The following is a 24,502-nucleotide window of genomic DNA, read 5'->3' as shown; positions in this document are numbered from 1 at the left end:
GTGACGAAATACCGAACACGTGGAGAGGCAACACCCGTGCGCATCACCGGAATCAGCACGCATGTCGTCGGCACGCCGTGGCGCAACCTCACCTATGTCCAGGTCCACACGGACGAGGGCCTCACCGGGGTCGGCGAGACCCGCATGCTGGGCCGGACGGACGCGCTGCTCGGCTATCTGCGCGAGGCGTCGGTCAACCACATCACCGGGTCCGACCCGTTCGCGGTCGAGGACCTCGTCAAGCGGATGAAGTACGGCGACTACGGGCGCGCCGGGGAGATCGTGATGTCCGGCATCGCGGTCATCGAGATGGCCTGCTGGGACATCAAGGGCAAGGCGCTCGGCGTCCCCGTCTGGCAGCTGCTGGGCGGGAAGGTCACCGACCGGGTCAAGGCGTACGCCAACGGCTGGTACACCACCGAGCGCACCCCGGAGGCGTACCACAAGGCGGCCCAGGGAGTCGTCGGGCGCGGCTACCGGGCCCTGAAGATCGACCCCTTCGGCACGGGCCACTTCGAGCTCGGCCACGAGGAGACCCGTTACGCCGTCTCCCTCATCGAGGCCGTGCGGGACGCCATCGGGCCCGACACCGAGCTGATGCTGGAGATGCACGGGCGGTTCAGCCCGTCCACGGCGGTGCGGATCGCCCGCGAGATGGCGCCGTTCAAGCCGGCCTGGCTGGAGGAGCCGGTGCCGCCGGAGAACCTCAAGGCGCTGTCGAAGGTCGCGGAGAAGGTCGACCTGCCGATCGCGACCGGTGAACGCATCCACGACCGCATCGAGTTCCGTGAGCTCTTCGAGTCGCAGGCCGTCGACATCATCCAGCCCGACGTCGGCCACATCGGCGGCATCCTGGAGACCCGCAAGCTCGCGGCGACCGCCGAGACCCACTACACCCTGATCGCCCCGCACAACGTGGGCGGTTCGGTGCTGACGGCGGCCAGCCTCCAGGTCGCCGGCTGCACCCCCAACTTCAAGATCCTGGAGCACTTCAACGACTTCGCGGACGCGGACATCAAGAAGGTCGTCAAGGGTGCACCGGCGGTCGACCCGGCCACCGGCTGCTTCGAGCTCTCCGACGCGCCCGGGCTCGGCGTGGAGCTGGACGTGGACGCGGCGGCCGAATTCCCGCAGCAGCAGGCGCGCTTCGACCTGTGGGCGGACGGCTGGGAGAAGAGGCAGCCCAAGTGACGGCGCTCTCGCGCTCGTTGACCGTCGAGCGGCCAGGCAGCCACACGCTGGCCGAGGGGCCGCTCCCGGAGCCGGGCCCCGGCGAGGTCCGGGTGCGGGTCGCCGCCGCCGGGATCTGCATGAGCGACCGCGAGGTGTACGACGGCCACCGGGACCCGGCCTATGTGCGCTACCCCGTGGTGCCGGGACACGAGTGGTCCGGGACCGTCGACGCGGTCGGCGCGGGCGTCGACCCGGCGCTGACCGGACGGCGTACGGTCGCCGAGGGCTTCCGGGCGTGCGGGCGGTGCGAGCGGTGCCGCTGCGGGGAGACCTCCCTGTGCACGGCGGGGTACGACGAGACGGGGTTCACCCGGCCCGGCGCGTTCGCCGACCATGTGGTGGTCCCGGCGCGGCTGCTGCACCCGCTGGCCGACGACGCCGACCTGCGTGCCGCCGCCCTGCTGGAGCCGGCCGCGGTCGTCGCGGCGGCGGTACGGGCCGGGGCGCCCGAGCCGGGTGAGCGGATCGCCGTCCTGGGGGCGGGCACGCTCGGCCTGCTGGCGGTCCAGCTGCTGGCGGCGGTGTCGCCCGCGGAGCTCACCGTGATCGACCCGAGGGAGCAACGGGCCGCCCAGGCCCTGGACTTCGGGGCGAGCGAGGCCAGGGTGCCCAAGGAGGCCGAGGAGGTGCGGGGCCGCTACGACCTGGTCGTGGAGACCGCCGGAGCGCCGTCCACCGCGGCCGACGCGTGCCTGCTGGCGCGCCGGGGCGGGCGGGTGGTGCTCACCGGGATGTTCACCCCCGGCGCGGTGGGCATCGACCCGGTGCACCTGTCGCTGAGCCAGCTCACCGTGCGCAGCGTCTTCGGGGCGTCCTCGGCGGCCTGGTCGTACGCGGTGCGGGCGTTCACGGCCGGGCTGCTCGACCCGGCGCCGCTGATCACCCACGAGTTCCCGCTGGAGCGGTTCGCCGACGCGGTGGCGCTGGTGGGCTCCGGGGACCCGGGGACCGGGAAGGTGCTGCTGCGGCCGTGACGGGCCCGCCCTGATCCGTACGCCGGCACGCGGCGCCCTGACCGCCTCCGCGCCGGCGTACTCCCGGAGATCCGCGCTCCGCAAGAACCGAACTTCGTCCGAAATACCGAACGTGAAGGACCAGTCGTGACCGACGCCCCTGCCTCTTCCCCCGGTACCGCCGGTGCCCGCCGTCCCGGTGACGCCGCGCTCACCGCGCTCGGCCTCGGCCCGGCACCCCTTTCCCCGGCCGACGCCTCCCCGCACGCCTTCCCCGACGGCGGGAGCTGGCGCACCGAGGTGCCGTCCGTGGAGGGCCCGGAGGCCCTCGGTGTCGTCCTGGAGGAGTCCGCCAGGCTCGACGTGCCGGTCCACCGCATCAGCCAGGGCAGCGGCATCTGGATGCTGACCGACGCGGAGATCACCGAGATGGTGGACGGCTGCGCCGAACGGGGCGTCGAGCTCTGCCTGTTCACGGGCCCGCGCGGCACCTGGGACACCGGTGCGTCCGTCCGTACGGACTCCGGCGGTGCCGGGCTGCGCTCCCGTGGCCACGACGCGCTGGCCGGCTGCGTGGAGGACGCCCTGCGCGCCACGGGACTGGGCGTGAAGTGCCTGCTCGTGGCCGACGAGGGCGTGCTGTGGACCCTGCACCGGCTGCGTGAGCAGGGGGCGCTGCCCGCCGACACCACCTTCAAGGTGTCGGCGCTCATCGGGCCCGTGAACCCGGCCTCGTACGCCGTGTTCGAGCAGTTGGGCGCCGACTCGATCAACGTCCCGTCCGACCTGACGCTTGCTCAGTTCACCGAGATCCGCCGGGTCTCGCGGGCCCCGATGGACCTCTACATCGAGGCGCCGGACGACCTGGGCGGCTATGTGCGGATGTACGAGGTCGCCGAACTGATCCGCCGGGGGGCGCCGCTGTACCTGAAGTTCGGCCTCTCCAAGGCACCCGGCATCTATCCGTACGGCCGGCACCTGCGGGAGCTGGCGCTGGCCACCGCCAAGGAGCGGGTGCGGCGCGGCCGGCTCGCCCTGGACCTGCTCGCACGGCACGGGGCGGAGGGCGGCATGGCCGCCCTCGGCAGCCGACTGCCGGGCCCGCTCAACCGCTTCGGAATCTCGTCATAACGTTCCGGAAACATTTCCCACAAAAGAAGACACAGCCGCGCACAATCCCACACACCTGATCTGCTTCCGCGTTCCGGCCCCACCGGACCGAGCCATGACACACATCAAGGATGATGACCATGCGCAACCGCAGAGCCGCACTTGCCGCCGTAGCCTCCGCCGCTTCCCTCGCCCTCGCCCTGACCGCCTGCGGCCAGAACAGCGAAGGCGGCAGCGAGGAGAAGAAGGGTGGCTCCGAAGGCGCCACCATCGGCGTCGCCATGCCGACCAAGTCCTCCGAGCGCTGGATCGCCGACGGCGCCAACGTCGTCAAGGAGCTCAAGGCCAAGGGCTACAAGACGAAGCTGGTCTACGGCGAGGACGACCCGGACCAGCAGGTCTCGCAGATCGAGAACATGATCACCCAGGGCGTGGACGCCCTGATCGTCGCAGCGATCGACAACAAGTCCCTCAACAACGTGCTCCAGCAGGCCAAGGACGCCGACATCCCGGTGATCTCCTACGACCGGCTGATCCTCGGCACGGAGAACGTCGACTACTACGCCTCGTTCGACAACGAGAAGGTCGGCGAGCTCCAGGGCTCGTACATCGTGGACAAGCTCGGGCTGGAGGACGGCAAGAAGGGCCCCTTCAACATCGAGCTGTTCGCCGGCTCCAACGACGACAACAACACCAAGTACTTCTTCCAGGGCGCGATGAACGCCCTCAAGCCGTACGTGGACAAGGGCCAGCTGGTCGTCAGGTCCAAGCAGACCGCCCTCAACCAGGTCACCACCCTGCGCTGGGACGGCGGCACCGCGCAGAAGCGCATGGACGACCTGCTGACGTCCAGCTACCGCAGCGCCCGGGTCGACGCCGTGCTCTCGCCGTACGACGGCATCTCCATCGGCATCCTCTCCGCCCTGAAGTCGGACGGCTACGGCACCAAGGCCAAGCCGATGCCGGTCGTCACGGGCCAGGACGCCGAGCTCGCGTCCGTGAAGTCGATCATCGCGGGCGAGCAGACCCAGACCGTCTACAAGGACCTGCGCAAGCTGGCCAAGGTCGCCTCGAACATGGTCGACGCCTCCCTGAACGACAAGAAGCCCGAGGTCAACGACTCCAAGACCTACGACAACGGCGCCAAGGTCGTCCCCGCCTACCTGCTCCAGCCGGTCAGCGTCGACAAGACCAACTACAAGAAGGCGCTCGTGGACGACGGCTACTACACCGAGAACGACCTCAAGTAACCGGGCCCCCTCAAGGATTGGAAGGCAAGACCATGGCGGGACCCGTCCTGGAAATGCGCTCGATCGTCAAGACCTTTCCCGGTGTCAAAGCGCTCTCGGACGTCACACTGACGGTCCGGCAGGGCGAGGTCCACGCCATCTGCGGTGAGAACGGCGCCGGCAAGTCGACCCTGATGAAGGTGCTCTCCGGCGTCCATCCGCACGGCACCTACGAAGGGGACGTCCTCTTCGAAGGCGAGACCTGCCGGTTCAAGGACATCCGGGCGAGCGAACAGCACGGCATCGTGATCATCCACCAGGAGCTGGCGCTGGTGCCGTACCTCTCCATCGCGGAGAACATCTTCCTCGGCAACGAGCACGCCAAGCGCGGAATGATCAACTGGAACGACACCCTCAGGCACGCCGGTGAACTGCTGCGCCGCGTCGGGCTCGACGAGCATCCGGAGACCCGCGTCGCCGACATCGGCGTGGGCAAGCAGCAGCTGGTGGAGATCGCCAAGGCGCTGTCGAAGAAGGTGAAGCTGCTCATCCTCGACGAGCCGACGGCGGCGCTCAACGACGAGGACAGCGGCAAGCTCCTCGACCTGATCCTCTCGCTGAAGGAACAGGGCATCACCTCGATCATCATCTCGCACAAGCTCAACGAGATCCGCCGGGTCGCCGACTCGGTCACGATCATCCGCGACGGGCACTCCATCGAGACGCTCGACGTGAAGGCTGCGGAGACGACCGAGGACCGGATCATCAGCGGAATGGTCGGCCGCGACCTGGAGAACCGCTTCCCGGAGCGGACCCCGCACCACCCGGAGGAGGGCACCGCGCCCGCCCTGGAGATCCGCAACTGGACGGTGCACCACCCCATCGACCAGCAGCGCAAGGTCGTCGACGACGTCTCGATCGAGGTGCGGCGCGGCGAGATCGTCGGGATCGCCGGGCTGATGGGCGCCGGCCGCACCGAGCTGGCGATGAGCGTCTTCGGCCGGTCCTACGGCCGCCACGCGGGCGGCACCGTCCTCAGGGACGGCACCGAGATCCGTACGAAGACCGTCCCCGAGGCGGTCGCGCACGGCATCGCGTACGCCACCGAGGACCGCAAGCACTACGGCCTCAACCTCATCGACACCATCAACCGGAACATCTCGCTGACCGCGCTGGGCAAGGTCGCCAAGCGGGGCGTGGTCGACGAGCACGGGGAGCGGCAGGTCGCCGAGGGCTTCCGGAAGTCCATGAACATCAAGGCGCCGACCGTCTTCGAGCCGGTGGGCAAGCTGTCCGGCGGCAACCAGCAGAAGGTCGTCCTCAGCAAGTGGATCTTCGCGGGTCCCGAGGTGCTGATCCTGGACGAGCCCACGCGCGGGATCGACGTGGGCGCCAAGTACGAGATCTACACGGTCATCGACCAGCTGGCCGCCCAGGGCAAGGCGGTCGTCTTCATTTCCTCCGAACTGCCGGAGCTGCTCGGCATGTGCGACCGCATCTACACGATGGCGGCGGGACGGCTGACGGGTGAGTTCTCGCGGGACGAGGCCACGCAGGAAGCGCTGATGCGTCAGATGACGAAGGACAAAGAGGTAACCCGATGAGCACGGACGTGACCGCGAAGACCCCGGCCCCCGCGCCGTCCGGCGGGGGTGGATCCGCCTCCGGCGAGGGCCTGTTGCAGCTGATGCTCGGCGGCATGCGCCGCAACATGCGCCAGTACGGCATGCTGATGGCGCTCGGCCTGATCGTGGTGCTGTTCGCGGTGTGGTCGGGCGGCGACCTGCTGCTGCCGCGCAACGTCTCCAACCTGGTGCTGCAGAACAGCTACATCCTGATCCTGGCGATCGGCATGATGCTCGTCATCATCGCGGGCCACATCGACCTCTCGGTCGGCTCGCTGACCGCGTTCATCGGCGCGATGTCCGCCGTGCTGATGGTCGAGCACGACATGGCGTGGCCGCTCGCGGTGGTGCTCTGCCTGGCCATCGGCGCCGTGGCCGGCTCGGTGCAGGGCTTCTTCATCGCCTACCTCGGCATCCCGTCGTTCATCGTGACCCTCGCGGGCATGCTGCTCTTCCGCGGTCTGACGGAGATCTTCCTGAAGGGGCAGACCCTCGGCCCCTTCCCGAAGGACCTGCAGAAGATAGCCAACGGCTTCCTGCCCGAGGTCGGCCCGAACACCAACTACCACAACCTGACCCTGCTGCTGGGCTTCGCGCTGATCGCCTTCGTGGTGTTCCAGGAGGTCCGTGACCGCAAGCGGCAGCAGGAGTTCGCGCTCGACGTGCCGCCGGTCAAGCTCTTCCTGCTGAAGCTGGTCGCCCTGGTCGCCGCCGTCCTCACCGTCACGCTGCTGCTCGCCAGCTACAAGGGCGCCCCGGTCGTGCTGCTCATCCTCGGTGTGCTGGTCGTCGGGTTCGGCTACCTGATGCGCAACGCGATCATCGGCCGCCACATCTACGCGATCGGCGGCAACCTGCCCGCGGCGAAGCTGTCGGGCGTGAAGGACAAGAAGGTCACCTTCCTGGTCTTCCTCAACATGGGCATGCTCGCCGCCCTGGCCGGTCTGGTCTTCGCCGCCCGCTTCAACGCGGCCTCGCCCAAGGCCGGTCTCAACTTCGAACTGGAGGCCATCGCGGCCTCGTTCATCGGCGGCGCGTCGATGAGCGGCGGCGTCGGCACGGTCCTCGGCGCGATCATCGGTGGTCTGGTCCTCGGCGTGCTGAACAACGGCATGAACCTCGTCGGAATCGGCACCGACTGGCAGCAGGTCATCAAGGGCGCGGTGCTGCTGGCCGCGGTCGGCTTCGACGTCTGGAACAAGCGCAAGGTCGGTTCGTAACAGCTCACCGGAACGGAACGGACGGCGCCCTCCCCGGCCGGGGAGGGCGCCGTCCGCCGTTCTCACACCAGCCGGATCATGTTCCAGGACAGCGGCTCCAGGACGGCCTTCAGCGTGCCGGCCGCCAGCTCGGTGCCCTCGGCGGCGTGCGGGAGGACCCGCTCGGGCTCGTCGAGGGTGTTACGGGCCTCCGGGTCGGCGTCCGCGACGACCTGGTGCTCGGCGACCCGCGCCAGGTCCAGTCCCGCCAGGGCGACTTCGAGCGGCAGCGCGGTGTCCTGGCTGCGGTTGACGGCGAACACGGTCACGGCGCCCGTCTCCGGGTCCCGTACGGCGGTGGCGTGCAGCAGGTCCGCCTCGCCATACTTCGCCGTCCCGTACGTCGGCGAGTCCACCCGTACGTCCAGGACCTGGCCCCGCCCGTACCGCGCGGCCTGGGCGAAGGGGAAGAAGGTGGTCTGCCGCCAGGCCGGCCCGCCGGGCTCGGTCATGATCGGCGCGATCACGTTGACCAGCTGGGCGAGGCAGGCGACGGTGACCCGGTCCGCGTGCCGCAGCAGCGCGATGAGCAGGCTGCCGAAGACGACGGCGTCGGTGACGCTGTAATTGTCCTCCAGGAGCCTCGGCGCCTCGGGCCAGTCGAGGGGGTTCTCCTCGGACTCCTGCTGGAAGCGCCGCTGGTACCAGACGTTCCACTCGTCGAAGGAGAGGTTGATCCTCTTCGTGGACTTCAGGCGTGCCCCCACGTGGTCGCAGGTCGCGACGACGCTCTCGATGAAGGACTCCATGTCCACGGCGGAGGCGAGGAAGGAGTCGCGGTCGCCGTCGGTCTCCTCGTAGTAGGCGTGCAGCGAGACGTGGTCGACGAGGTCGTAGGTCTCGGCGAGGACCGTCGCCTCCCACGCCGCGAAGGTGGGCATGGCGCGGCTTGAGGACCCGCAGGCGACGAGCTGGACCCCGGGGTCGATCTGGCGCATCGCACGCGCCGTCTCGGCCGCGAGCCTTCCGTACTCCTCGGCGGTCTTGTGTCCGGTCTGCCAGGGGCCGTCCATCTCGTTGCCCAGGCACCACAGCCGGATGCCGAAGGGGTCCTTGTCGCCGTGCGCGGCGCGCAGGTCGGAGAGTTCGGTGCCGGACGGGTGGTTGGCGTACTCCTGGAGCTGGATGGCCTCCTGGACGCCACGCGTGCCGAGGTTGACCGCGAGCATCGGTTCGGCCTGCGGGCCGATCTTCCTGAGGAAGCCGATGTACTCGGAGAGGCCGAAACGATTCGTCTCGGTGGAGCGCCAGGCGAGGTCGAGCCGGCGCGGCCGCTCGTCGACGGGGCCGACGCTGTCCTCCCAGCGGTAGCCGGAGACGAAGTTGCCGCCGGGGTAGCGGATGACGGTGACACCGAGTTCGCGGACGAGGTCCAGGACGTCGGTACGCAGTCCGGCCTCGTCCGCGGAGGGGTGGCCCGGCTCGAATATGCCGTCGTAGACACAGCGGCCGAGGTGCTCGACGAAGGAGCCGTAGAGCCGGGGATCCACATCGCCGACGGTGAAGGCCGGGTCGAGGGTGAAGCGCGCGGTTCGGGTCATGACTTCCTTACTCGTTCGATATTTCGAATGCTGCTCGTAACCTCGAACGGGACCGTAGAGTTCCACCTCCGTGGCCGTCAATGCCCCTGCGCGCTTTTACGGGGACGGGCGGTGACACACGACCGAGGGCCGCACCCCGGTGACGGGATGCGGCCCTCGGACGTACGCGATCAGGTCAGTTGGCGGACAGCTCGACCTTGATGTTGCCCCGGGTGGCGTTCGAGTACGGGCACACCTGGTGCGCCTTCTCGATGAGCGCCTGCGCGGTGGCCGTGTCGACGTTCGGGATGGAGGCGCTGATCGCGACCTCCAGGCCGAAGCCGCCCGCCTCGGTCTTGCCGATGGAGACGGAGGCGGTCACCGTCGAACCGGAGATGTCGGCCTTCTCCTGACGGGCGACCACGCCGAGCGCGCCCTGGAAGCACGCGCTGTAGCCGGCGGCGAAGAGCTGCTCGGGGTTGGTGCCCGCGCCGCTTCCGCCCATCTCCTTCGGCGGGTTGACGACGACGTCGAGCTTGCCGTCGTCGGTGGAGACGCGGCCGTCCCGGCCGTTCTCGGCGGTGGCGACGGCGGTGTAGGCGACGTCGATGCTCTGGATGGTCATACGGGTGATCCTCCTGCTGGTGCGCCGCGACTCGCGCCCACGACCGCGACGGCCTGCGCCGAGCCTAGCGGGTGACGGCCGGGGGCACGGAGGCACGGGCGCGGTAGGCATGGTTCATGCAGACTTTCCTGCCGTACGCCGATTTCTCCCGGAGTGCCCTCACCCTGGACCCCCGACGGCTGGGCAAACAGCGGGTCGAGACGATCCAGGTGCTGCGCGGGCTCACCGTCCCCGGCTACGGCTGGCGGCACCACCCGGCCGTCCGCATGTGGGCGGGGTACGAGGAGGCGCTCGTGCGCTACGGCCTGGACGTGTGCGCCGCGTGGACCGCCGAGGGCAGGTCCGACACCTGTGCCGCGACCCTGCGCGAGGATCTCGCCGCCTCGCTCCGGCGCACCACCGTCCGCTCGTCCGCGGAGCTGGCGGCGGCATCCGAACTGCCCCCGTGGCTGGGCGACGAGGCGTTCCACGTGAGCCATCGCTCGGCGCTCGTACGCAAGGATCCGGCGTACTACGGACCGCTGTTCCCCGGCGTGCCGGCGGACCTCCCGTACGTGTGGCCCTCCTCGGACCGCGCAGGGCGGTGACGGGGAGCGCGGGGCGGCGGGCCCGTGATCACGGGCCCGCCGCCGATCCGCCGATCCGTCGGACCTGGACCGCCTCAGGCGTCGAGCGAGACGATCATCTTGCCGGTGTTCTCGCCGCGCAGGAGGCCGACGAAGGCGTCGTAGCCGTTCTCGATGCCCTCGACCTTGGTCTCGCGGTACTTGAGCTCACCGGAGGCCAGCCAGCCGGCCACGTCCTGGACGAACTGCGGCTGGAGCGCGGAGTGGTCGCCGACCAGCATGCCCTGGAGGCGCAGCCGCTTGCCGATGACGAGCGCCAGGTTGCGCGGGCCCGGGGTGGGCTCCGTGGCGTTGTACTGGGCGATCATCCCGCAGATGGTGGCGCGGCCGTGGACGTTGAACGAGGAGATCGCGGCCTCCAGGTGCTCACCGCCGACGTTGTCGAAGTAGACGTCGATCCCGTCGGGGGCGGCCTCGGCGAGCTGGTCGCGGACGGGGCCGTTCTTGTAGTTGAAGGCGGCGTCGAAGCCGTACTCCTCGGTGAGGAGCTTGACCTTCTCGTCGGAGCCGGCCGAGCCGATGACGCGGGAGGCACCCTTGATCTTCGCCATCTGGCCGACCTGGCTGCCGACCGCACCGGCCGCGCCGGAGACGAAGACGGCGTCACCCTCCTTGAAGGAGGCGACGTCGAACAGGCCGGCGTAGGCGGTGAGCCCGGGCATGCCGAGCACACCGAGATAGGCGGAGAGCGGAGCGATGGAGCCGTCGACCTTCACCGCGTGCTTGGCGGGGACGTCGGCGTACTCGCGCCAGCCGAGGCCGTGCAGGACGTGGTCACCGACGGCGAAGCCCTCGGCGTTCGACGCGACGACCTCGCCGACCGCGCCGCCGTCCATGGGGTGGTCGAGCTTGAAGGGCGGGGTGTACGACTTCACGTCGTTCATCCGGCCGCGCATGTACGGGTCGACGGAGAAGTGCAGGTTGCGGACGAGGACGCGGCCCTCACCGGGCGCGGTCACCGGCGCCTCGCGCAGCGCGAAATCCGAGGCCTCGGGCCAGCCGTGGGGGCGGGCGACGAGGTGCCATTCGCGGCTGGACGTGGGAAGTGCGGACATGGCTCGGGTTCTCCTCGGAGTCGTGCGGGCGGGAAGCCGGAAAGCTTCAGTACATGAAACAACCATGCGGCCAGATATTTCACCTTGTCAAGTAATTCGCTACCCTGGGTGTCATGGCCACCTCGCGCACCGATCCGCTCACCCTCGACGTCATCCAGCTCATCGGCGGCGTCGTGGCGCGCTACCACGAGGAGTACGACCGCGCCGCGGCCACGCACGCGCTGACCGGCGCCCAGGCCAGGGTGCTCGGGCTGCTCTCCCTGGAGCCGATGCCCATGCGCAAGGTCGCCCGGAAACTGAAGTGCGAACCGTCCAACATCACCGGAATAGTCGACCGGCTGGAGCTCCGCGGCCTGGTGGAACGCCGCCCGGACCCGGCCGACCGGCGCGTGAAGCTCGCCGCCCCGACGGAGGAGGGCCTCCGCACGGCCCGGCAGCTCCGGGACGCCCTGGACTTCGCCCGGGAGCCCCTCGCCGAGCTGTCGGAGGCGGAGCGGACGGTGCTGCGCGATCTGCTGCGGCGCATGCTCGGCGAGGACGACGCCTAGAACCTCTGCGACCAGGACCTCTGCGACGTCAGAAGCAGAAGATGATCCAGTGGCACGTCTCGGTCGGCGACGGGCTGGGGGTGGGCTCCTCGGAGGGCTCCGGGGAGCCCGGGTCCTCGGTCGGCTCCCCGGAGCCCGTGGGCTCGGCCGGATCGTCGGTGCCGTCCGGGTCCGCGGGCGCGGACGAGGACGCCGACGCGGACGGCTCGGCGTCCGCCGGGCCGGAGGGCGACGGGAGGGCCCCCGGCGCCGTGGCGCCGGCGGGGCCGTCCGTCGCGGTCGCGGAGTGGGAGTCGGTGACCGGTACGACGGTGGGCTCCTCCACCGGGCCGGGGCCGTCGTCCTCCGTACGCGACGACGCGGACGGCAGGGGCTCGGTGGCGGAGGACGTGGCCTCGCTCACGTACTCCGCGGCCCCGCTGTCGCCGCCCGGCTCCATGGCCAGCTCGGCCAGGCTGAGCGCCCCCAGCGCCAGCACCACGCCCGCCGCCGTCAGCAGCAGCGCGCGGCCACGCCTGCGGTGCGTGCGGCGGCCCCGCCTGCGGGCGTCGCCCCGGCCTCGGCGGCGGTGTCCGGACGACCCGGATGCCTCCAGGGTCTCGGCGGCGGGCTCCGCCGTACGGCCGGAGGCGCCCGTGACGGCATAGGGGACCAGCGCGTCGGCGGGGGTCCCGCAACCGGCGCACGCCAGCGCCCCGTTGAGGTGCCGTTGGCACGGGTGGCAATAATCCATGGCGCCCGCAGACTAGACGTGCACGGAACAACACAGGAAGCCGCACAGGTGAGGATCCTGTGTGGAATCGAGAACTCCGGGGTACGCCGCCCGATACGTGCGGTACGCGACAGGATGGGCTCCATGACCGCTCCCGCCCCGTTCGGGCCCCTCCAGTTCCAGCTCGTCCTGCTGCGCCGGATGGCCGACCACCAGCCGGACCTCGTCGAGGACGCCCGTCATGAACTGAGCGCCTCCCTCGCCGACATGCGGGAGGCGAACCGCCGCTGGCAGGCGATGCTGCGCGCCCCGCGCGGCCGGGGCGCGCTGCGCCGCTACCGCTCGGTGCTGGGCGAACCCGAGTCGTCCGTACGCCGCACGGTCGGCGACCTGGAGTGCGACGCGCTGCTGTGGCCGCTGCCGCTCTGGCCGGACCTGCGGTTCGAGGTGATGGCGGGGCCCGGCGGGGCCGTGTGGAACGAATGGCTGGTCCGGGCCCCGGGCGCGGCGGGCCCCGAGCTCCGTACGGCCGCCGACCTGCGCCCGTGGTCCTGCACCGTCGACGAGGTGGCCAGGGCCTTCGCCCCGGCGCGCCCCATGGAGGGCAGCGCGCCGACCCGCTGGGCCCTGGCCTTCACCGACCCCGCGGGCAACCGGCCCCGCGTCGCCGAGTTCACCTGGGGGCTGTTCCAGCGGCTGCTGCCCGGCGGCGCCTGAGATCTGTCGCGCCGTCAGCTCGGTTCCCCCCTACGGCTCACCCAGCGCGCGCCGCCCCCGCCACGGCGTGACGATGCCAGGAGAGCCGGCTGCCGCCGGTGCCCCCCGCCAGCGCTCCCGGGAGAACCTGCCGTGACCGTCAGTCTCGAACAGTTGCGCCGTTGCCATGTCGCCGTCGATCTCGGGGCCGCGAGGACCCGTGTGTACATCAAGGGAGTGGGACTCGTCGTCGACGAGCCCAGTGTCGCCGCCGTGAACACGCGCACCGGCTCGCTCATCGCCGTCGGCGCGCTCGCCGAGCAGATGACGGGCCGTACGCCCGCGTACATCCGGGTGGCCCGCCCGGTCTCCGGCGGGACCGTCGTCGACATCGACATGGCCCAGCGCATGCTGCGCCATCTGCTCGGCGAGAAGCTCCGCCGCCAGCTGCGCCGCAAGCCGCGGCTGCGGGCCGCCGCCTGCACCCCGCACGAGGCCGATCCGCTGGCCCAGCGGGCGACCGTCGAGACCCTCGTGGGGCTCGGCGCGCGCCGGGTGGAGCTGGTCGACACCCTGGTCGCCGCCGCCATCGGCTGCGGGCTGCCGGTCGAGCAGCCGACCGCCACCATGATCATGGTCTGCGGGGCGGCCACCACCCAGATCGCCGTGCTCTCGCTCGGCTCGATCGTGACGGCCGTACGCATCCCGATCGGCGGCGAGGCCATCGACCACGCGGTCATCCAGCACCTGCGCCAGCACCACCAGCTGATGCTGCCCAGCCAGTCGGTCCGCCCCCTGCAACTGGCGCTCCGGGGCAACGGTCTGACGCTCAACGGGCCGGCGGTGACGGAGATCCACGGCCGTGACGTGGCCACCGGCCTGGCCCGTTCCGTGCAGGTCGACACCGCCGCCGTACGCCAGGCGATCCACACCCCGCTGACCGCCGTGCTCGACGGACTGGGCAAGGTGCTGCGCGACTGCCCGCCCGACCTGGTGGCCGACATCGCGGAGTCCGGGATCATGATGGTCGGCGGCAGCGCGCTGCTGCCGGGGCTCGACCAGATGCTGCGCGACGCCACGGGCGTACCGGTGAACATCGCGGAGCGGCCCGACGTCTGCTCCGTGCTGGGGCTCGGCGCGATGCTGGACGGCACCGTCCAGCCGCTGGTCCTCGCCCCGCTCGCCGGCTGAGAGCCGGCGGGACCACCGGTGTCGGGGACGGATCTCGACCTGCGGACCACCCTCCAGCACATCGTGGACACCGCGACGGCGCTGGCCGGGGCGCGCTACGGCGCCCTGGCCCTCCTGCACGGGGAGGACCGCCGTGTCACCGATCTGTTCACCACCGGGATGTCCGACGAGGAACGCGGTGCCGCGAGCCCGCTCCTCGACGGCCGCACGGGAGTCCTCGGGACCCTGGTGGACGACGCGCAGTCCGTGCGCACCGACGATCTGACCGCGGGCCCGCACCCCCGCGCCCTGCCGGCTCCGCTCCTCCCGATGCGCTCCTTCCTCGGCGTGCCCGTCCGGGTGCACACCGAGGTGCTCGGCAGCCTCTGCCTCACCGCCGGGGAGCCGGGGCGCTTCACGGACACCGAGTCGGCGCTGCTGCGGCTGCTCGCCTCCCAGGCCGCCGCGGCGATCAGCGGCGCCCATCTGTACGACGCGGCGCGGCAGCGGGAGCACTGGATCGAGGGGGCGGCGGCCGTCACCCGGGCGCTGCTGACCGGGGCGGGCACGACGGACGCCCTGATGACCGTCGCCGAGCGGGCCAGGGTGCTGGCCGGTGCGGCGGCCGGGGTGATCCTCCAGCCGACCCCGGACGGCGGGATGGAGATCGTCGCCGCCTCCACCCTGGACGATCCGGCCGGCCTCGTCGGTACGGCCATCGCCCCGGGCTCCCCCGTCCTCGTCCAGCTGCTGGGAGGCGAGGAGGTCTTCATCGACGACTCGGCCACGGACGACCGGATGACGACCCCCGTACGCTCCCGGTTCGGCCCCAGCATGATGCTTCCGTTGCAGAGCGGCGGGCGGCTCATCGGCACGCTCGCCCTTCCCCGCAGACGCGGCGAGGCCCCGTACACGGCGACGGACCGGCGGCTCGCCTCGCAGTTCGCCTCCCAGGCGGCGCTGGCCCTCGTGATGGCCGACGCGCAGCACTACCGGGAGCAGCTGGCCGTCTACGAGGACCGTGACCGCATCGCCCGCGACCTGCACGACCTCGTCGTACAGCGGCTGTTCGCGACCGAGATGATGCTGGAGTCGACGCGCCGCAAGGATCTGGCGGGCGACACCACCACCGCCGAGTTGCTCGCGCAGGCGGTCGACGAGCTGGATTCCACCATCCAGGAGGTCAGGACCGCGATCTTCGCGCTCCAGCAGCCGCCCGCCGAGGCCCCCACGACCTTCCGCGGCCGGGTCCTGCGCGAGACGGGCGGCGCGGCGGCGGTGCTCGGTTTCCAGCCGTCGGTGCAGTTCACCGGTGCGGTGGACGCCCTGGTCGGGGAGCCGGTGGACGGGGAGCTGCTCGACGTGCTGCGCGGCGCGCTGGCCGCGACGCACCGGCGGGCGGGTGTGTCGGCCGTCGAGGTGGAGGTGGACGCGACGGCGCGGCTGCCGGACGGGCGTCCTGCGGTGCGGCTGGCGGTCGCGGACGACGGGCACACCGAGGACGGCGGCCGGTCGCCGACGGTCATCTGGCAGGCGCCGCTCTGAGGGCGATCCGGGTGTTGGAGTGGGCCACGCCGGCGTCCTTCTTCAGCCGCCGCAGCAGGGTGTCCAGGGAGCCGGGGTCGGCCGCCGTGGCGCGTACGAGGTAGTCGTGGCCGCCCGTCACGTGCACCACCTCGGTGATGCCGGGCAGGGTCAGCACGGAGCGTTCGAACTCCTCGTTCGTCGTGTCGAGGCGCAGCGACACATCGATGAAGACGACGAGGCCCGAGCGGGTGTCGGCGGCCGGGTCCACGATGACCGTGAAGCCCCGGATCACCCCGTCACGGCGCATGCGGCGCACCCGGTCGCCCGCCGCGTTGGCGCTGAGTCCCACGCGTACACCCAGATCGCGGTACGAGATCCGGGCGTCCTCCTGGAGGATTCCGAGGATCTCTCTGTCCAGCCTGTCCATACGGGCGATTGTCGCAGTCATGGGCCGGAAACGGCGGCCGGGAGACCCAGCTCGGGGCCCCGGAAGGGCCCTGTGCCCATGGGGCGTCTGCCGGGAACCGGCCCGCCCCGGATGGCCCAGTCCGCCGTGCCACGCCCTCCCTCCGCCCCTTGACTTGCGGTGTGGACACAACCGCCCAGCAGGCCCCCGCCCCGGTCCGGAGACCATCCGCCGCCGCCTACCGGAACCTGATCATGGCGACGATCGGCTTCACCCTCACCTTCTGGGCGTGGAACCTGATCTCCCCGCTGTCCGGCGACTTCAAGGAGCGGCTCGGGCTGAGTTCCTTCCAGCAGTCGCTGCTGGTCGCGGTGCCCGTGCTCGTCGGCTCGCTCGGCCGGATCGCGGCGGGCGCGCTGACCGACAAGTTCGGCGCCAGGCTGATGTTCCCGGCCGTCTCGGCCCTGACGATCGTCCCGGTGCTGCTGCTCATCCCGGCGAAGGACTCCTACGGGGCGATGCTGGCGGTCGGCTTCCTGCTCGGGCTGGGCGGCACGACGTTCGCGATCGGCATCCCGCTGGTCAACTCCTGGTTCCCGCCCGACAAACGGGGCCTGGCGCTCGGTGTGTTCGGGATGGGCATGGGCGGCGTCGCGCTGTCCGGCTACTTCACGCCGAGGATCGCCGAGCACGACGTGAACCTGCCGTTCTGGATCGTCGCCGGCGCCCTCCTGGTCTACTCGCTGCTCGCCGCGGTCCTCATCACCGACCACCCGGACCGGAAGGTGCCGACCGACTCCCTGGCCCACCGGCTGGGCGAGGCGGGCCGGCTGCGGGTGACCTGGGAGCTGTCCGCGCTGTACGCGATCGGCTTCGGCGGCATCGTCGCGTTCGGGGTGTACCTGCCGACGTACCTGAAGACCTGGTACGAGATGTCACCGACCGAGGCGGGCACCAAGGCGGCCGGGTTCGCGCTGGTCACGGTCGTCTTCCGGCCGATCGGCGGCTGGCTGTCGGACCGGGTCCACCCCGCCCTGGTCACGGCCGGGGCGCTGCTGCTGGCGGCGCTGATGGCCATCGTCCAGGCCTTCGACCCGCCGCTGGACCCGCTCGGCACGATCGCGCTGCTCTGCATGGCGGCCGGGCTCGGCACCGCGAGCGGAAGCGTCTTCGCCCTGGTCTCCCAGGTGACCCCGCAGGCCAAGGTGGGCAGCGTGACCGGCATCGTCGGCGCGATGGGCGGGCTCGGCGGATTCGTGCCGCCGCTGGTCATGGGCGCGATCTACAGCGCGAAGGACTCGTACTCGATCGGCTTCATGCTGCTCTCCGACCTGGCGCTGGCGGGCGCGGTGTACGCCTACGGCCGGATGCGGACCATCCGGCGTGAGAGCTGACGGGCGGTCCTGACGGGCCCGGGGGGCAGCCCTTAGGGTCGGTGCGGTGACCTCTCTTCTGCCCGCGTTGCGCGGAGCGTCCGGCCGGACGGACTCCCCCGAGGCCGTCCGGTTCGGCGAACACGTCCTGACCTACGACCGGTTGGCCGATGCCTCCGCCTCCCTCGCCGTCCGGATCGCGGGAGCGGGGCGGGTCGCCGTCTGGGCCACGTCCACCCCGGAGACGGTCGTCGCCGTGGTCGCGGCACTGCGGGCGGGGGTGCCCGCCGTGCCCCTCAACCCGAGGACCGGTGAGCGGGAACTCGCGCACATCGTCGCCGACAGCGCGCCCTCGGTGGTGCTGGCCGGGGCGGACGACGTACTGCCGTCGGCGCTGGGCGGCCTGGAACGGCTCGACGTGGAGACGGCCGCGCCCGCCCCTTCGCCCGAGGCGGCCCTGCCGGAGCCCCCCGACGACTCCCCCGCGCTGGTCGTCTACACCTCCGGCACGACGGGTCCGCCCAAGGGCGCCGTGCTGCCCCGCCGGGCCGTCGCCGCGACGCTGGACGCGCTGGAGGACGCGTGGGGCTGGACCGGACAGGACGTCCTGGTCCACGCCCTGCCGCTGTTCCATGTGCACGGGCTGGTCCTGGGCGTCCTCGGCCCGCTGCGCCGGGGCGGCTCCCTGCGTCACCTGGGCCGGTTCTCGGTGGAGGGTGTGGCCCGGGAGCTGCTCTCCGGGGGGACGATGCTGTTCGGCGTGCCCACGATGTACCACCGGCTGGCCGGCGCGCTGGACCGCCCGGCGGACGCCGGGAGCCTCACGAAGGCCCTGGCGGGCGCCCGGCTGCTGGTCTCCGGCTCGGCGGCGCTGCCGGTCCACGACCACGAGCGGATCACGGCGGCGACCGGGCGCGGGGTCATCGAGCGGTACGGGATGACGGAGACCCTGATGAACACGGGCGTACGGGCCGACGGCGCACCCCGCGCCGGGACGGTCGGGCCGCCGCTGCCGGGCGTGGAGCTCAGGCTCGTCGAGGAGGACGGCACCGTGCTCCAGGACACCGCGTCCATCGGCGAGATCCAGGTGCGCGGCCCGAACCTCTTCACCAGCTATCTGAACCGGCCGGACGCCACGGCCGCCGCCTTCACCGAGGACGGCTTCTTCCGTACGGGCGACATGGCCACGGTCGACCCCGACGGCTACGTACGGATCGTCGGGCGCAAGGCCACCGACCTCATCAAGAGCGGCGGCTACAAGATCGGTGCGGGCGAGATCGAGAACGCCCTGCTCGACCACCCCGGCGTACGCGAGGCGGCCGTCACCGGTGAGCCGGACGCGGACCTCGGCGAGCGGATCGTCGCCTGGGTGGTGCCGGAGGACCCCGCCTCACCCCCCGGTGAGCGGGAGCTGGCGGACCATGTGGCGGGCCAGCTGGCCCCGCACAAGCGCCCCCGCGTCGTCCGCTATCTCGACGAGCTGCCCCGCAACGAACTGGGCAAGATCATGAAGAGGTCGCTCGGTGTCTGAGGCCGGATGTGCCCGCCTGTCCGCGCGGGAGGCGGTCGCCGCCGTCACCGGGAGCTTCACGGAGCACCGGCCGCCCGAGCGCCCCGTACCCCCGGACGGCCCGCTCGGCTGGAGCGGCTACGCGGACTCCCGGGCGCGTGCGGCGGAGCGGACCGGCGAGGAGGAGTCCGTCCTGTACGGGACCGGCGTCGTCGGGGGCCGCGAGTGCGTCCTGGTCGCCTTCGAGTTCGGCTTCCTGGGCGGCTCGCTGGGCAGCCGAACCGGGGACCGGCTGGAGGCCGCGTACGCGCTGGCGGGTGAGCGGCGGCTGCCGCTGGTCTCGCTGGTCGCCACCGGGGGCAGCCGGATGCAGGAGGGCATGATCGCGCTGATACAGCTCCAGCGGGTGGCCCGCGCCTCCACCCGGCTGAGGGCCCAGGGGCTGGCGCAGATCGCCGTACTGCGGGATCCGACGACCGGGGGCGGCTGGGCCACCGTCGGGGCCGGCTCCGACGTGGTGCTGGCGCTGCCCGGGGCGCAGATCGGGTTCGCCGGTTCCCGTGTGCGGCCCGCCGGCGCGGATCCGTACGCGTACACCGCCGAGGGCCAGCTGGCGGCGGGGCACATCGACGCGGTCGTCACCCCGGAGGAGCTGCCCGGGACGCTGGGCCGCTGGCTGGCCGCGCTGGCGGTCACGGGCCCGGCCGAGGCCGCCCCGGTGCCGGAGGCGCTGTCGCGGACGGGGCTGCCGGAGACCGGCTGGGACGCGGTGGAGCAGGCCCGGGCGGCGGGGCGGCCACGGGCCGAGGCCTATCTGGACGCCTACTTCGAGGACCGGCTGCCGCTGAGCGGCGACCGGTGCGGCGGCCGGGATCCGGGGCTGCTCTGCGGGGTGGGTCTGCACGCCGGGCGGCCCGTGGCGTACGCCGCGCAGTGCGGCACGGCGACCCGTCCGGCGGGCTACCGCACGGCCGCCCGGGTGATCCGGCTCGCGGACCGGCTCGGCCTCCCCGTACTGACGCTGATCGACACCCCGGGCGCGGCCAACGACGCGGAGGCGGAGCGGGCCGGTGCGGGCGCCGCGATCGCCGAGGTCTTCGCGGCGGTCGCCGGAGCCCGGGTCCCGGTCACGACGCTGGTGATCGGCGAGGGCGGCTCGGGCGGCGCTCTGGCCCTGGCGGCGCCGGACAACACCCATGTCACCACGGACAGTTACTTCTCGGTGATCGCACCGGAGCTGGCGGCGGCCATCCTGAAACGCGGCCCCGAGGAGGTACGGTCCACCGCCGGCCACCTCCGGCTGCGCCCCCAGGACCTGGTGGAGCTGGGCATCGCCCGCTCGGTCGTCGGGCCCGCCGCGCCGGAGCGCTGAGAGGCGCTCGGCGCGCCGGTCGGGCCGGGTTTGGCTAGCGTGGCGAGCGGGACCGTCCGCCGAGCGAGAGAAGGGTCCGAGTCATGGCCGCAGAAACCGAGGGCACCCCGTGCTGGGCCGACGGGACGTTCGGCGACCTGGAGGGGGCGAAGCGCTTCTACGGTGAGCTCCTGGGCTGGACGTACGGCGCGTCGATGCCGGAGTACGGCAACTACACCCAGGCGTACGTGGACGGCAAGGCGGTCGCCGCGCTGTCCCCGCCCATGCCCGGCCAGGAGGCGCCGTCCGCCTGGTGTCTCTACCTGGCCTCGCCGGACGCCGCCGCCACCGCCGGGAAGGTCCGGGAGCACGGGGGCCACGTACTGGTGGAGCCGATGCAGGTCGGCGACTTCGGGACGATGGTGATCGCCGCCGACCCCGGCGGTGCGCCGTTCGGGGTGTGGCAGGCGGCCGGCCACAAGGGGTTCGAGGCGCAGGCGGTGCCCGGGGCCTTCACCTGGGCCGAGGTCTTCACCCGGGACCCGGAGAAGGCGGACGCCTTTTTCCGGGCCGTCTTCGGGTACGGGGTGAAGCACCTGGACGACGACGCGATGGACTTCTCGCTCTACGACCTGGGCGCGGACCCGGTGCTCGGCCGGATGAAGATGGGCAGCGAGTTCCCGGCCGGGGTGCCCGCCCATCTGAACGTGTACTTCACCGTCGCGGACTGCGACGCCGCGGTGGAGAAGGCCACGTCGCTCGGGGCTCAGCTGCGGTTCGGTCCGATGACCATCCCGTTCGGCAGGTTCGCCGCCCTGACGGATCCGCAGGGCGCGGTGTTCTCGGTGATCGACCCGACGACGACCGGCGGCGAGATGCCGGGCGTCACGGAAGTCGCCTGACCCGACGCCCGGACGTCCGGTTCCCCTTCCGCCCGCGCCCCGGATGCGCGGGCAGCCGGGGGTTCAGGCCGCGTCGAGCGCGCGGAGCCGGGGGTTCAGGCCTCGTCGAGCGCGCGGAGCCGGGGGGCGACCTCCTCGCCCACCCGGAAGGCCTCCTCCAGGTGCGGATAGCCGGAGAGGATGAACTCGCCGATGCCCAGGCGCCGGTACTCGTGCAGCCGCCGGGCCACCTCGTCGTGCGAGCCGACCAGCGCCGTGCCGGCCCCTTCCCGTACGAGCCCGATACCCGCCCAGAGGTTCGGGGCGACCTCCAGCTTCGCGGCGCCCGCGGAGCCGCCGTGCAGCGCGGCCATCCGGGCCTGCCCGGTGGAGTCCATGCGGGCGAACCGTTCCTGGCTGGCCCGGACGGCCTCCGGGTCGATGCCCGCGAGGATGCGGTCGGCCTCGGCCCACGCCTCGGCGGCGGTGTCCCGGCTGATGATGTGCAGCCGCAGCCCGTAGCGCAGTTCCGGGGCGACGGCGCGGAGCCTGCCGATGCGCTGCGCGAGGGCCGCGGGCGGCTCACCCCAGAGCAGCTGTACGTCGGCCCGGCGCGCGGCGACGGCCTCGGCGGCCGGGGAGGCGCCGCCGAAGTAGAGGGGGACGGGGTGCTCGACGGCCGGCTCGTGGAGCTGGGCGCCCTCGATCGTCAGGTGCTCACCGGTGTGGTCGACGCGCTTGCCGTCGAGGAGGTCGCGCAGGACGGCCATCACCTCGTCGGTCCGCGCGTAGCGCTGGTCGTGGGCCAACCGGTCGCCGTACGCCCGCTGTTCGGCGGGGTCGCCGCCGGTGACGACGTTGAGCCGAAGCCGCCCTCCGGCGAACCGCCGGAAGGCGTCGGCCTGTTGGGCCAGCAGGGTGGGGCTGGCGAAACCGGCGCGGAAGGCGACCAGGAAGCCGATCCGGTCGGTGTGCTGGGTGAGGGCCGCCGTGAGGATCCACGGATCGACGCAGCCGAGCCCCACCGGAGTCAGCAGCGAGTGGAATCCGGCCTGTTCCGCGGCGCGGGCCACCTGGGCGAGATAGCCGATGTCGGCGGGACGGCGGGTGGCCGAGCCGGTCCTCCCCTGCACGGCGGTGACCCCGCCGGGGTCGCGGCCGTCGCCTCCGGTGGGCAGGAACCAGTGGAGCAGGAGCGGGCTGTCGGGCATGCGGGATCCTCGTGGGACGGCGGCGGGGGACGCACCACGGGCGTACGGGTGCGGTGAGGCACCGGCAGGCCTGGAGTGTCCGGGGAGACCGGGAAGGCGAAGGGGCCCGTCGGCCGACGTCGGGGCCGGCGGGGTGTCACGTCAGCTGGAGGACGGACAGCGGAGGCCGGCCCGACAGAGCATGGTCGAGACACGCAGGAGGTCCACGTGGCGGCGCGACACAAGAGCTGGGGCCATGCGGGCATCCTGACCGCGCCGTGCGCGCGGCGACAAGCGCCGCCCGCATCCCGGACAACGGCGTATCACGGGGTGGACCCGCTGTTACGGCTGCGGGTCCCGGGCGTCGTACCGGGCGAAGCCGCGCCAGCGCAGTCCGAGCAGACACACCACCAGCACACAGGCGAGGCCGCCGCCGGTCACCGCCACGGTCGGTGAGGTCAGGTCGGCCACGGAGCCGGCCACGAGGTCGCCGAGCCGGGGGCCGCCGGCCACGACGACGATGAACACGCCCTGGAGCCGGCCGCGCATGTCGTCCGGGACCGCCGCCTGGAGCATGGTGTTGCGGAAGACCATCGATATGGAGTCGGCGCACCCGGCGAGCGCGAGCAGGACCAGTCCCGGCCACAGCTGCCGGGTCAGCCCGAACACGGCGATGGCACCGCCCCAGCAGGCGACGGCGATCAGCACCGCCAGCCCGTGCCGGCGGACGCGGCCCAGCCAGCCGGAGAACACGCTGCCGAGCAGCGCGCCCAGCGCCGGGGCGGCGACCAGGAGCCCGGTGGTCTTCGCGTCGCCCCCGAACCAGACCACGGCCACCACGGGGAAGAGGGCGCGCGGGTGGGCGAGCACCATGGCGCTCAGGTCGCTGAAGAAGGTCATCCGCAGATTGGGCCTGGTGCCGAGGAAGCGCAGACCGTCCAGGACGGAGGCCCTCTTGGCGGCCTTCTCCCCCTCGCCCCGGTCGGGCAGCATCGACGGCAGCCGCCACATCGCGTACAGCGAGGCGGTGAAGGTGACGGCGTCGACGGTGTACGCCGCCCGGTAGCCCCACCAGCCGACGATGAGGCCACCGAGCATCGGTCCGGCCAGGCCGCCGGTGGTGGACGTCATGGCGCTGAGCGCGTTGGCGGCGGGCAGCTGCTCGGCCGGGAGGAGCCGGGCGATCATCGAGCTGCGGGCCGGGGAGTTGAGCGCGAAGCAGACGGCCTGGAGGGCGACGACCGTGTAGAGCAGCCCGAGGTTTTCGACGCCGGCGAAGGTGACCACGGCCAGCACGAGGGAGAGCAGGAACGATCCGGTCGCGCTGAAGAGCCCGAGCTTGCGACGGTCGACGGTGTCGGCGACCGCCCCGCTGTACAGGCCGAGGAGCACCAGCGGAACGAGCGAGCAGAGACCGATCAGCCCGACGGAGAACGCGGACCCGGTGATGTCGTAGACCTGGAGGGAGACGGCCAGTGCCGTCATGCCCTGCCCGATCCAGGACACGGTGTTCCCGAACCAGAGCCGCCGGTAGTCCGGGGAGGAGCGCAGCGGCGTCAGGTCGGCGAGTATGCGGGTGCGGGATACACCTTGTTCGGCTGTTTCGGTCACAGGGGATGGTAACGGCCCGCTGAGGGAGCAGGTCCGGCGGCCGTCTCGGGGTCGAGCCTGCGGAGGGCGAGGAGCCCGCCGACGCCGGGGACCACCGCGAGGACCTTGGCGGCCGGAGTGGCCCGCCCGTGACGCCAGGTCGCGACGAGGACGACGAGGTAGGCGCAGCCGTGGGTGGGGCCCATCAGGGAGGAGACGGGTCCGAGGTGGACGGTGGCCAGGTTGGCCAGCATGACGACGAGGGAGACGAGTTCGGCGTGGGCCGCGATACGCAGGGGGCGCGGGGACACGG

Annotated in this window: 23 protein-coding genes; 15 read left to right on the top strand and 8 right to left on the bottom strand. The window is 72.1% G+C overall.

The annotated features are described in order from the left end of the window. Positions 1-36: 36 nt before the first annotated feature. The 6 genes from ACZ607_RS01855 to mmsB all read left to right on the top strand — a co-directional run bounded on the left by ACZ607_RS01855 (position 37) and on the right by mmsB (position 7,370). The gene (locus tag ACZ607_RS01855) at positions 37-1,191 is read left to right on the top strand and encodes a mandelate racemase/muconate lactonizing enzyme family protein (protein WP_469730719.1); all 1,155 of its coding nucleotides are present in this window, start codon (positions 37-39) and stop codon (positions 1,189-1,191) included. Then, positions 1,188-2,207 (top strand): zinc-dependent alcohol dehydrogenase, encoded by a 1,020-nt coding sequence (locus tag ACZ607_RS01850; protein ID WP_469730718.1) that lies wholly within the window; start codon positions 1,188-1,190, stop codon positions 2,205-2,207. Before ACZ607_RS01855 ends, ACZ607_RS01850 begins: the two co-directional genes overlap by 4 nt. Before the next feature lie 126 nt (positions 2,208-2,333). Further along, entirely contained in the window at positions 2,334-3,317 is a 984-nt protein-coding gene (locus ACZ607_RS01845) for a hypothetical protein (RefSeq protein ID WP_469730716.1), read from the top strand. Positions 3,318-3,436: 119 nt separating this feature from the next. Then, the gene (gene chvE, locus ACZ607_RS01840; protein WP_469730714.1) at positions 3,437-4,546 is read left to right on the top strand and encodes a multiple monosaccharide ABC transporter substrate-binding protein; all 1,110 of its coding nucleotides are present in this window, start codon (positions 3,437-3,439) and stop codon (positions 4,544-4,546) included. A gap of 32 nt (positions 4,547-4,578) precedes the next feature. Beyond that, complete coding sequence (gene mmsA / locus ACZ607_RS01835) at positions 4,579-6,129, top strand: multiple monosaccharide ABC transporter ATP-binding protein (protein ID WP_469730712.1); 1,551 nt, start codon at positions 4,579-4,581, stop codon at positions 6,127-6,129. After that, positions 6,126-7,370: a multiple monosaccharide ABC transporter permease gene (gene mmsB, locus ACZ607_RS01830; protein ID WP_469730711.1), complete on the top strand. Its 1,245-nt coding sequence runs from the start codon at positions 6,126-6,128 to the stop codon at positions 7,368-7,370. Before mmsA ends, mmsB begins: the two co-directional genes overlap by 4 nt. A 62-nt stretch (positions 7,371-7,432) precedes the next feature. On the opposite strand, the gene arfA is transcribed toward mmsB, so the two are convergent. Both arfA and ACZ607_RS01820 read right to left on the bottom strand, forming a co-directional pair. Continuing rightward, on the bottom strand, positions 7,433-8,950 hold the full coding sequence (gene arfA / locus ACZ607_RS01825; protein ID WP_469730710.1) for an arabinosylfuranosidase ArfA: 1,518 nt from the start codon (positions 8,948-8,950) through the stop codon (positions 7,433-7,435). Between the two features lie 175 nt (positions 8,951-9,125). Further along, positions 9,126-9,554, bottom strand: a complete 429-nt coding sequence (locus ACZ607_RS01820; protein ID WP_469730709.1) for an organic hydroperoxide resistance protein — start codon at positions 9,552-9,554, stop codon at positions 9,126-9,128. A 116-nt stretch (positions 9,555-9,670) separates the two neighbouring features. Here ACZ607_RS01820 and ACZ607_RS01815 point away from each other — a divergent pair, with 116 nt between their 5' ends. Next, a complete protein-coding gene (locus tag ACZ607_RS01815; RefSeq protein WP_469730708.1) occupies positions 9,671-10,141 on the top strand; it encodes an MSMEG_6728 family protein in 471 nt (156 codons plus the stop codon). A gap of 74 nt (positions 10,142-10,215) precedes the next feature. Here ACZ607_RS01815 and ACZ607_RS01810 read toward each other — a convergent pair whose 3' ends face one another. Beyond that, positions 10,216-11,235 carry an NADP-dependent oxidoreductase gene (locus tag ACZ607_RS01810; RefSeq protein ID WP_469730707.1) on the bottom strand — a complete coding sequence of 340 codons (1,020 nt, stop codon included), beginning with the start codon at positions 11,233-11,235 and terminating at the stop codon, positions 10,216-10,218. 113 nt (positions 11,236-11,348) lie between these two features. Between ACZ607_RS01810 and ACZ607_RS01805 the strand changes: the two genes are divergently transcribed. Next, a complete protein-coding gene (locus ACZ607_RS01805; RefSeq protein ID WP_147985186.1) occupies positions 11,349-11,783 on the top strand; it encodes a MarR family winged helix-turn-helix transcriptional regulator in 435 nt (144 codons plus the stop codon). Between the two features lie 28 nt (positions 11,784-11,811). Here ACZ607_RS01805 and ACZ607_RS01800 read toward each other — a convergent pair whose 3' ends face one another. Next, complete coding sequence (locus ACZ607_RS01800; RefSeq protein WP_469730706.1) at positions 11,812-12,516, bottom strand: SCO2400 family protein; 705 nt, start codon at positions 12,514-12,516, stop codon at positions 11,812-11,814. A gap of 123 nt (positions 12,517-12,639) precedes the next feature. Between ACZ607_RS01800 and ACZ607_RS01795 the strand changes: the two genes are divergently transcribed. The 3 genes from ACZ607_RS01795 (at position 12,640) to ACZ607_RS01785 (ending at position 15,906) form a co-directional block, all read left to right on the top strand. Then, a complete protein-coding gene (locus ACZ607_RS01795; protein WP_469730705.1) occupies positions 12,640-13,212 on the top strand; it encodes a hypothetical protein in 573 nt (190 codons plus the stop codon). A gap of 132 nt (positions 13,213-13,344) precedes the next feature. Further along, entirely contained in the window at positions 13,345-14,382 is a 1,038-nt protein-coding gene (locus tag ACZ607_RS01790; protein ID WP_469730704.1) for a rod shape-determining protein, read from the top strand. Between the two features lie 18 nt (positions 14,383-14,400). Beyond that, positions 14,401-15,906, top strand: a complete 1,506-nt coding sequence (locus ACZ607_RS01785; RefSeq protein ID WP_469730702.1) for a sensor histidine kinase — start codon at positions 14,401-14,403, stop codon at positions 15,904-15,906. Here ACZ607_RS01785 and ACZ607_RS01780 read toward each other — a convergent pair. Continuing rightward, on the bottom strand, positions 15,884-16,315 hold the full coding sequence (locus ACZ607_RS01780) for an Lrp/AsnC family transcriptional regulator (protein WP_014156425.1): 432 nt from the start codon (positions 16,313-16,315) through the stop codon (positions 15,884-15,886). The genes ACZ607_RS01785 and ACZ607_RS01780 overlap by 23 nt on opposite strands. Before the next feature lie 233 nt (positions 16,316-16,548). On the opposite strand from ACZ607_RS01780, the gene ACZ607_RS01775 reads away from it, so the two are divergent. The 4 genes from ACZ607_RS01775 to ACZ607_RS01760 all read left to right on the top strand — a co-directional run bounded on the left by ACZ607_RS01775 (position 16,549) and on the right by ACZ607_RS01760 (position 21,430). Further along, positions 16,549-17,688 (top strand): nitrate/nitrite transporter, encoded by a 1,140-nt coding sequence (locus ACZ607_RS01775; RefSeq protein WP_469731826.1) that lies wholly within the window; start codon positions 16,549-16,551, stop codon positions 17,686-17,688. 46 nt (positions 17,689-17,734) lie between these two features. Further along, a complete protein-coding gene (locus tag ACZ607_RS01770) occupies positions 17,735-19,198 on the top strand; it encodes an acyl-CoA synthetase (protein WP_469730700.1) in 1,464 nt (487 codons plus the stop codon). After that, a complete protein-coding gene (locus ACZ607_RS01765) occupies positions 19,191-20,549 on the top strand; it encodes a carboxyl transferase domain-containing protein (protein WP_469730698.1) in 1,359 nt (452 codons plus the stop codon). Before ACZ607_RS01770 ends, ACZ607_RS01765 begins: the two co-directional genes overlap by 8 nt. A gap of 83 nt (positions 20,550-20,632) precedes the next feature. Continuing rightward, positions 20,633-21,430 carry a VOC family protein gene (locus ACZ607_RS01760; protein WP_469730697.1) on the top strand — a complete coding sequence of 266 codons (798 nt, stop codon included), beginning with the start codon at positions 20,633-20,635 and terminating at the stop codon, positions 21,428-21,430. Positions 21,431-21,525: 95 nt separating this feature from the next. Here ACZ607_RS01760 and ACZ607_RS01755 read toward each other — a convergent pair whose 3' ends face one another. From ACZ607_RS01755 to ACZ607_RS01745, 3 genes are all read right to left on the bottom strand, one after another. Then, on the bottom strand, positions 21,526-22,620 hold the full coding sequence (locus ACZ607_RS01755; protein ID WP_469730695.1) for an LLM class flavin-dependent oxidoreductase: 1,095 nt from the start codon (positions 22,618-22,620) through the stop codon (positions 21,526-21,528). 321 nt (positions 22,621-22,941) lie between these two features. Beyond that, on the bottom strand, positions 22,942-24,210 hold the full coding sequence (locus tag ACZ607_RS01750; protein ID WP_469730693.1) for an MFS transporter: 1,269 nt from the start codon (positions 24,208-24,210) through the stop codon (positions 22,942-22,944). Beyond that, positions 24,207-24,500, bottom strand: a complete 294-nt coding sequence (locus ACZ607_RS01745) for a DUF3817 domain-containing protein (RefSeq protein WP_469730691.1) — start codon at positions 24,498-24,500, stop codon at positions 24,207-24,209. Before ACZ607_RS01745 ends, ACZ607_RS01750 begins: the two co-directional genes overlap by 4 nt. Positions 24,501-24,502 lie beyond the last annotated feature (2 nt).

The organism is Streptomyces sp. NPDC104381 (assembly GCF_055583745.1).
Note: the sequence above shows the minus strand (reverse complement) of the source record. Positions and strands in the feature narration are given on the sequence as shown.

Coding starts and splice junctions, on each gene's coding strand:
- chvE (WP_469730714.1), top strand. CDS start 3,437: ATGCGCAACCGCAGAGCCGCACTTGCCGCCGTAGCCTCCGCCGCTTCC.
- mmsA (WP_469730712.1), top strand. CDS start 4,579: ATGGCGGGACCCGTCCTGGAAATGCGCTCGATCGTCAAGACCTTTCCC.
- mmsB (WP_469730711.1), top strand. CDS start 6,126: ATGAGCACGGACGTGACCGCGAAGACCCCGGCCCCCGCGCCGTCCGGC.
- arfA (WP_469730710.1), bottom strand. CDS start 8,950: ATGACCCGAACCGCGCGCTTCACCCTCGACCCGGCCTTCACCGTCGGC.
- ACZ607_RS01820 (WP_469730709.1), bottom strand. CDS start 9,554: ATGACCATCCAGAGCATCGACGTCGCCTACACCGCCGTCGCCACCGCC.
- ACZ607_RS01815 (WP_469730708.1), top strand. CDS start 9,671: ATGCAGACTTTCCTGCCGTACGCCGATTTCTCCCGGAGTGCCCTCACC.
- ACZ607_RS01810 (WP_469730707.1), bottom strand. CDS start 11,235: ATGTCCGCACTTCCCACGTCCAGCCGCGAATGGCACCTCGTCGCCCGC.
- ACZ607_RS01805 (WP_147985186.1), top strand. CDS start 11,349: ATGGCCACCTCGCGCACCGATCCGCTCACCCTCGACGTCATCCAGCTC.
- ACZ607_RS01800 (WP_469730706.1), bottom strand. CDS start 12,516: ATGGATTATTGCCACCCGTGCCAACGGCACCTCAACGGGGCGCTGGCG.
- ACZ607_RS01795 (WP_469730705.1), top strand. CDS start 12,640: ATGACCGCTCCCGCCCCGTTCGGGCCCCTCCAGTTCCAGCTCGTCCTG.
- ACZ607_RS01780 (WP_014156425.1), bottom strand. CDS start 16,315: ATGGACAGGCTGGACAGAGAGATCCTCGGAATCCTCCAGGAGGACGCC.
- ACZ607_RS01775 (WP_469731826.1), top strand. CDS start 16,549: ATGGCGACGATCGGCTTCACCCTCACCTTCTGGGCGTGGAACCTGATC.
- ACZ607_RS01760 (WP_469730697.1), top strand. CDS start 20,633: ATGGCCGCAGAAACCGAGGGCACCCCGTGCTGGGCCGACGGGACGTTC.
- ACZ607_RS01755 (WP_469730695.1), bottom strand. CDS start 22,620: ATGCCCGACAGCCCGCTCCTGCTCCACTGGTTCCTGCCCACCGGAGGC.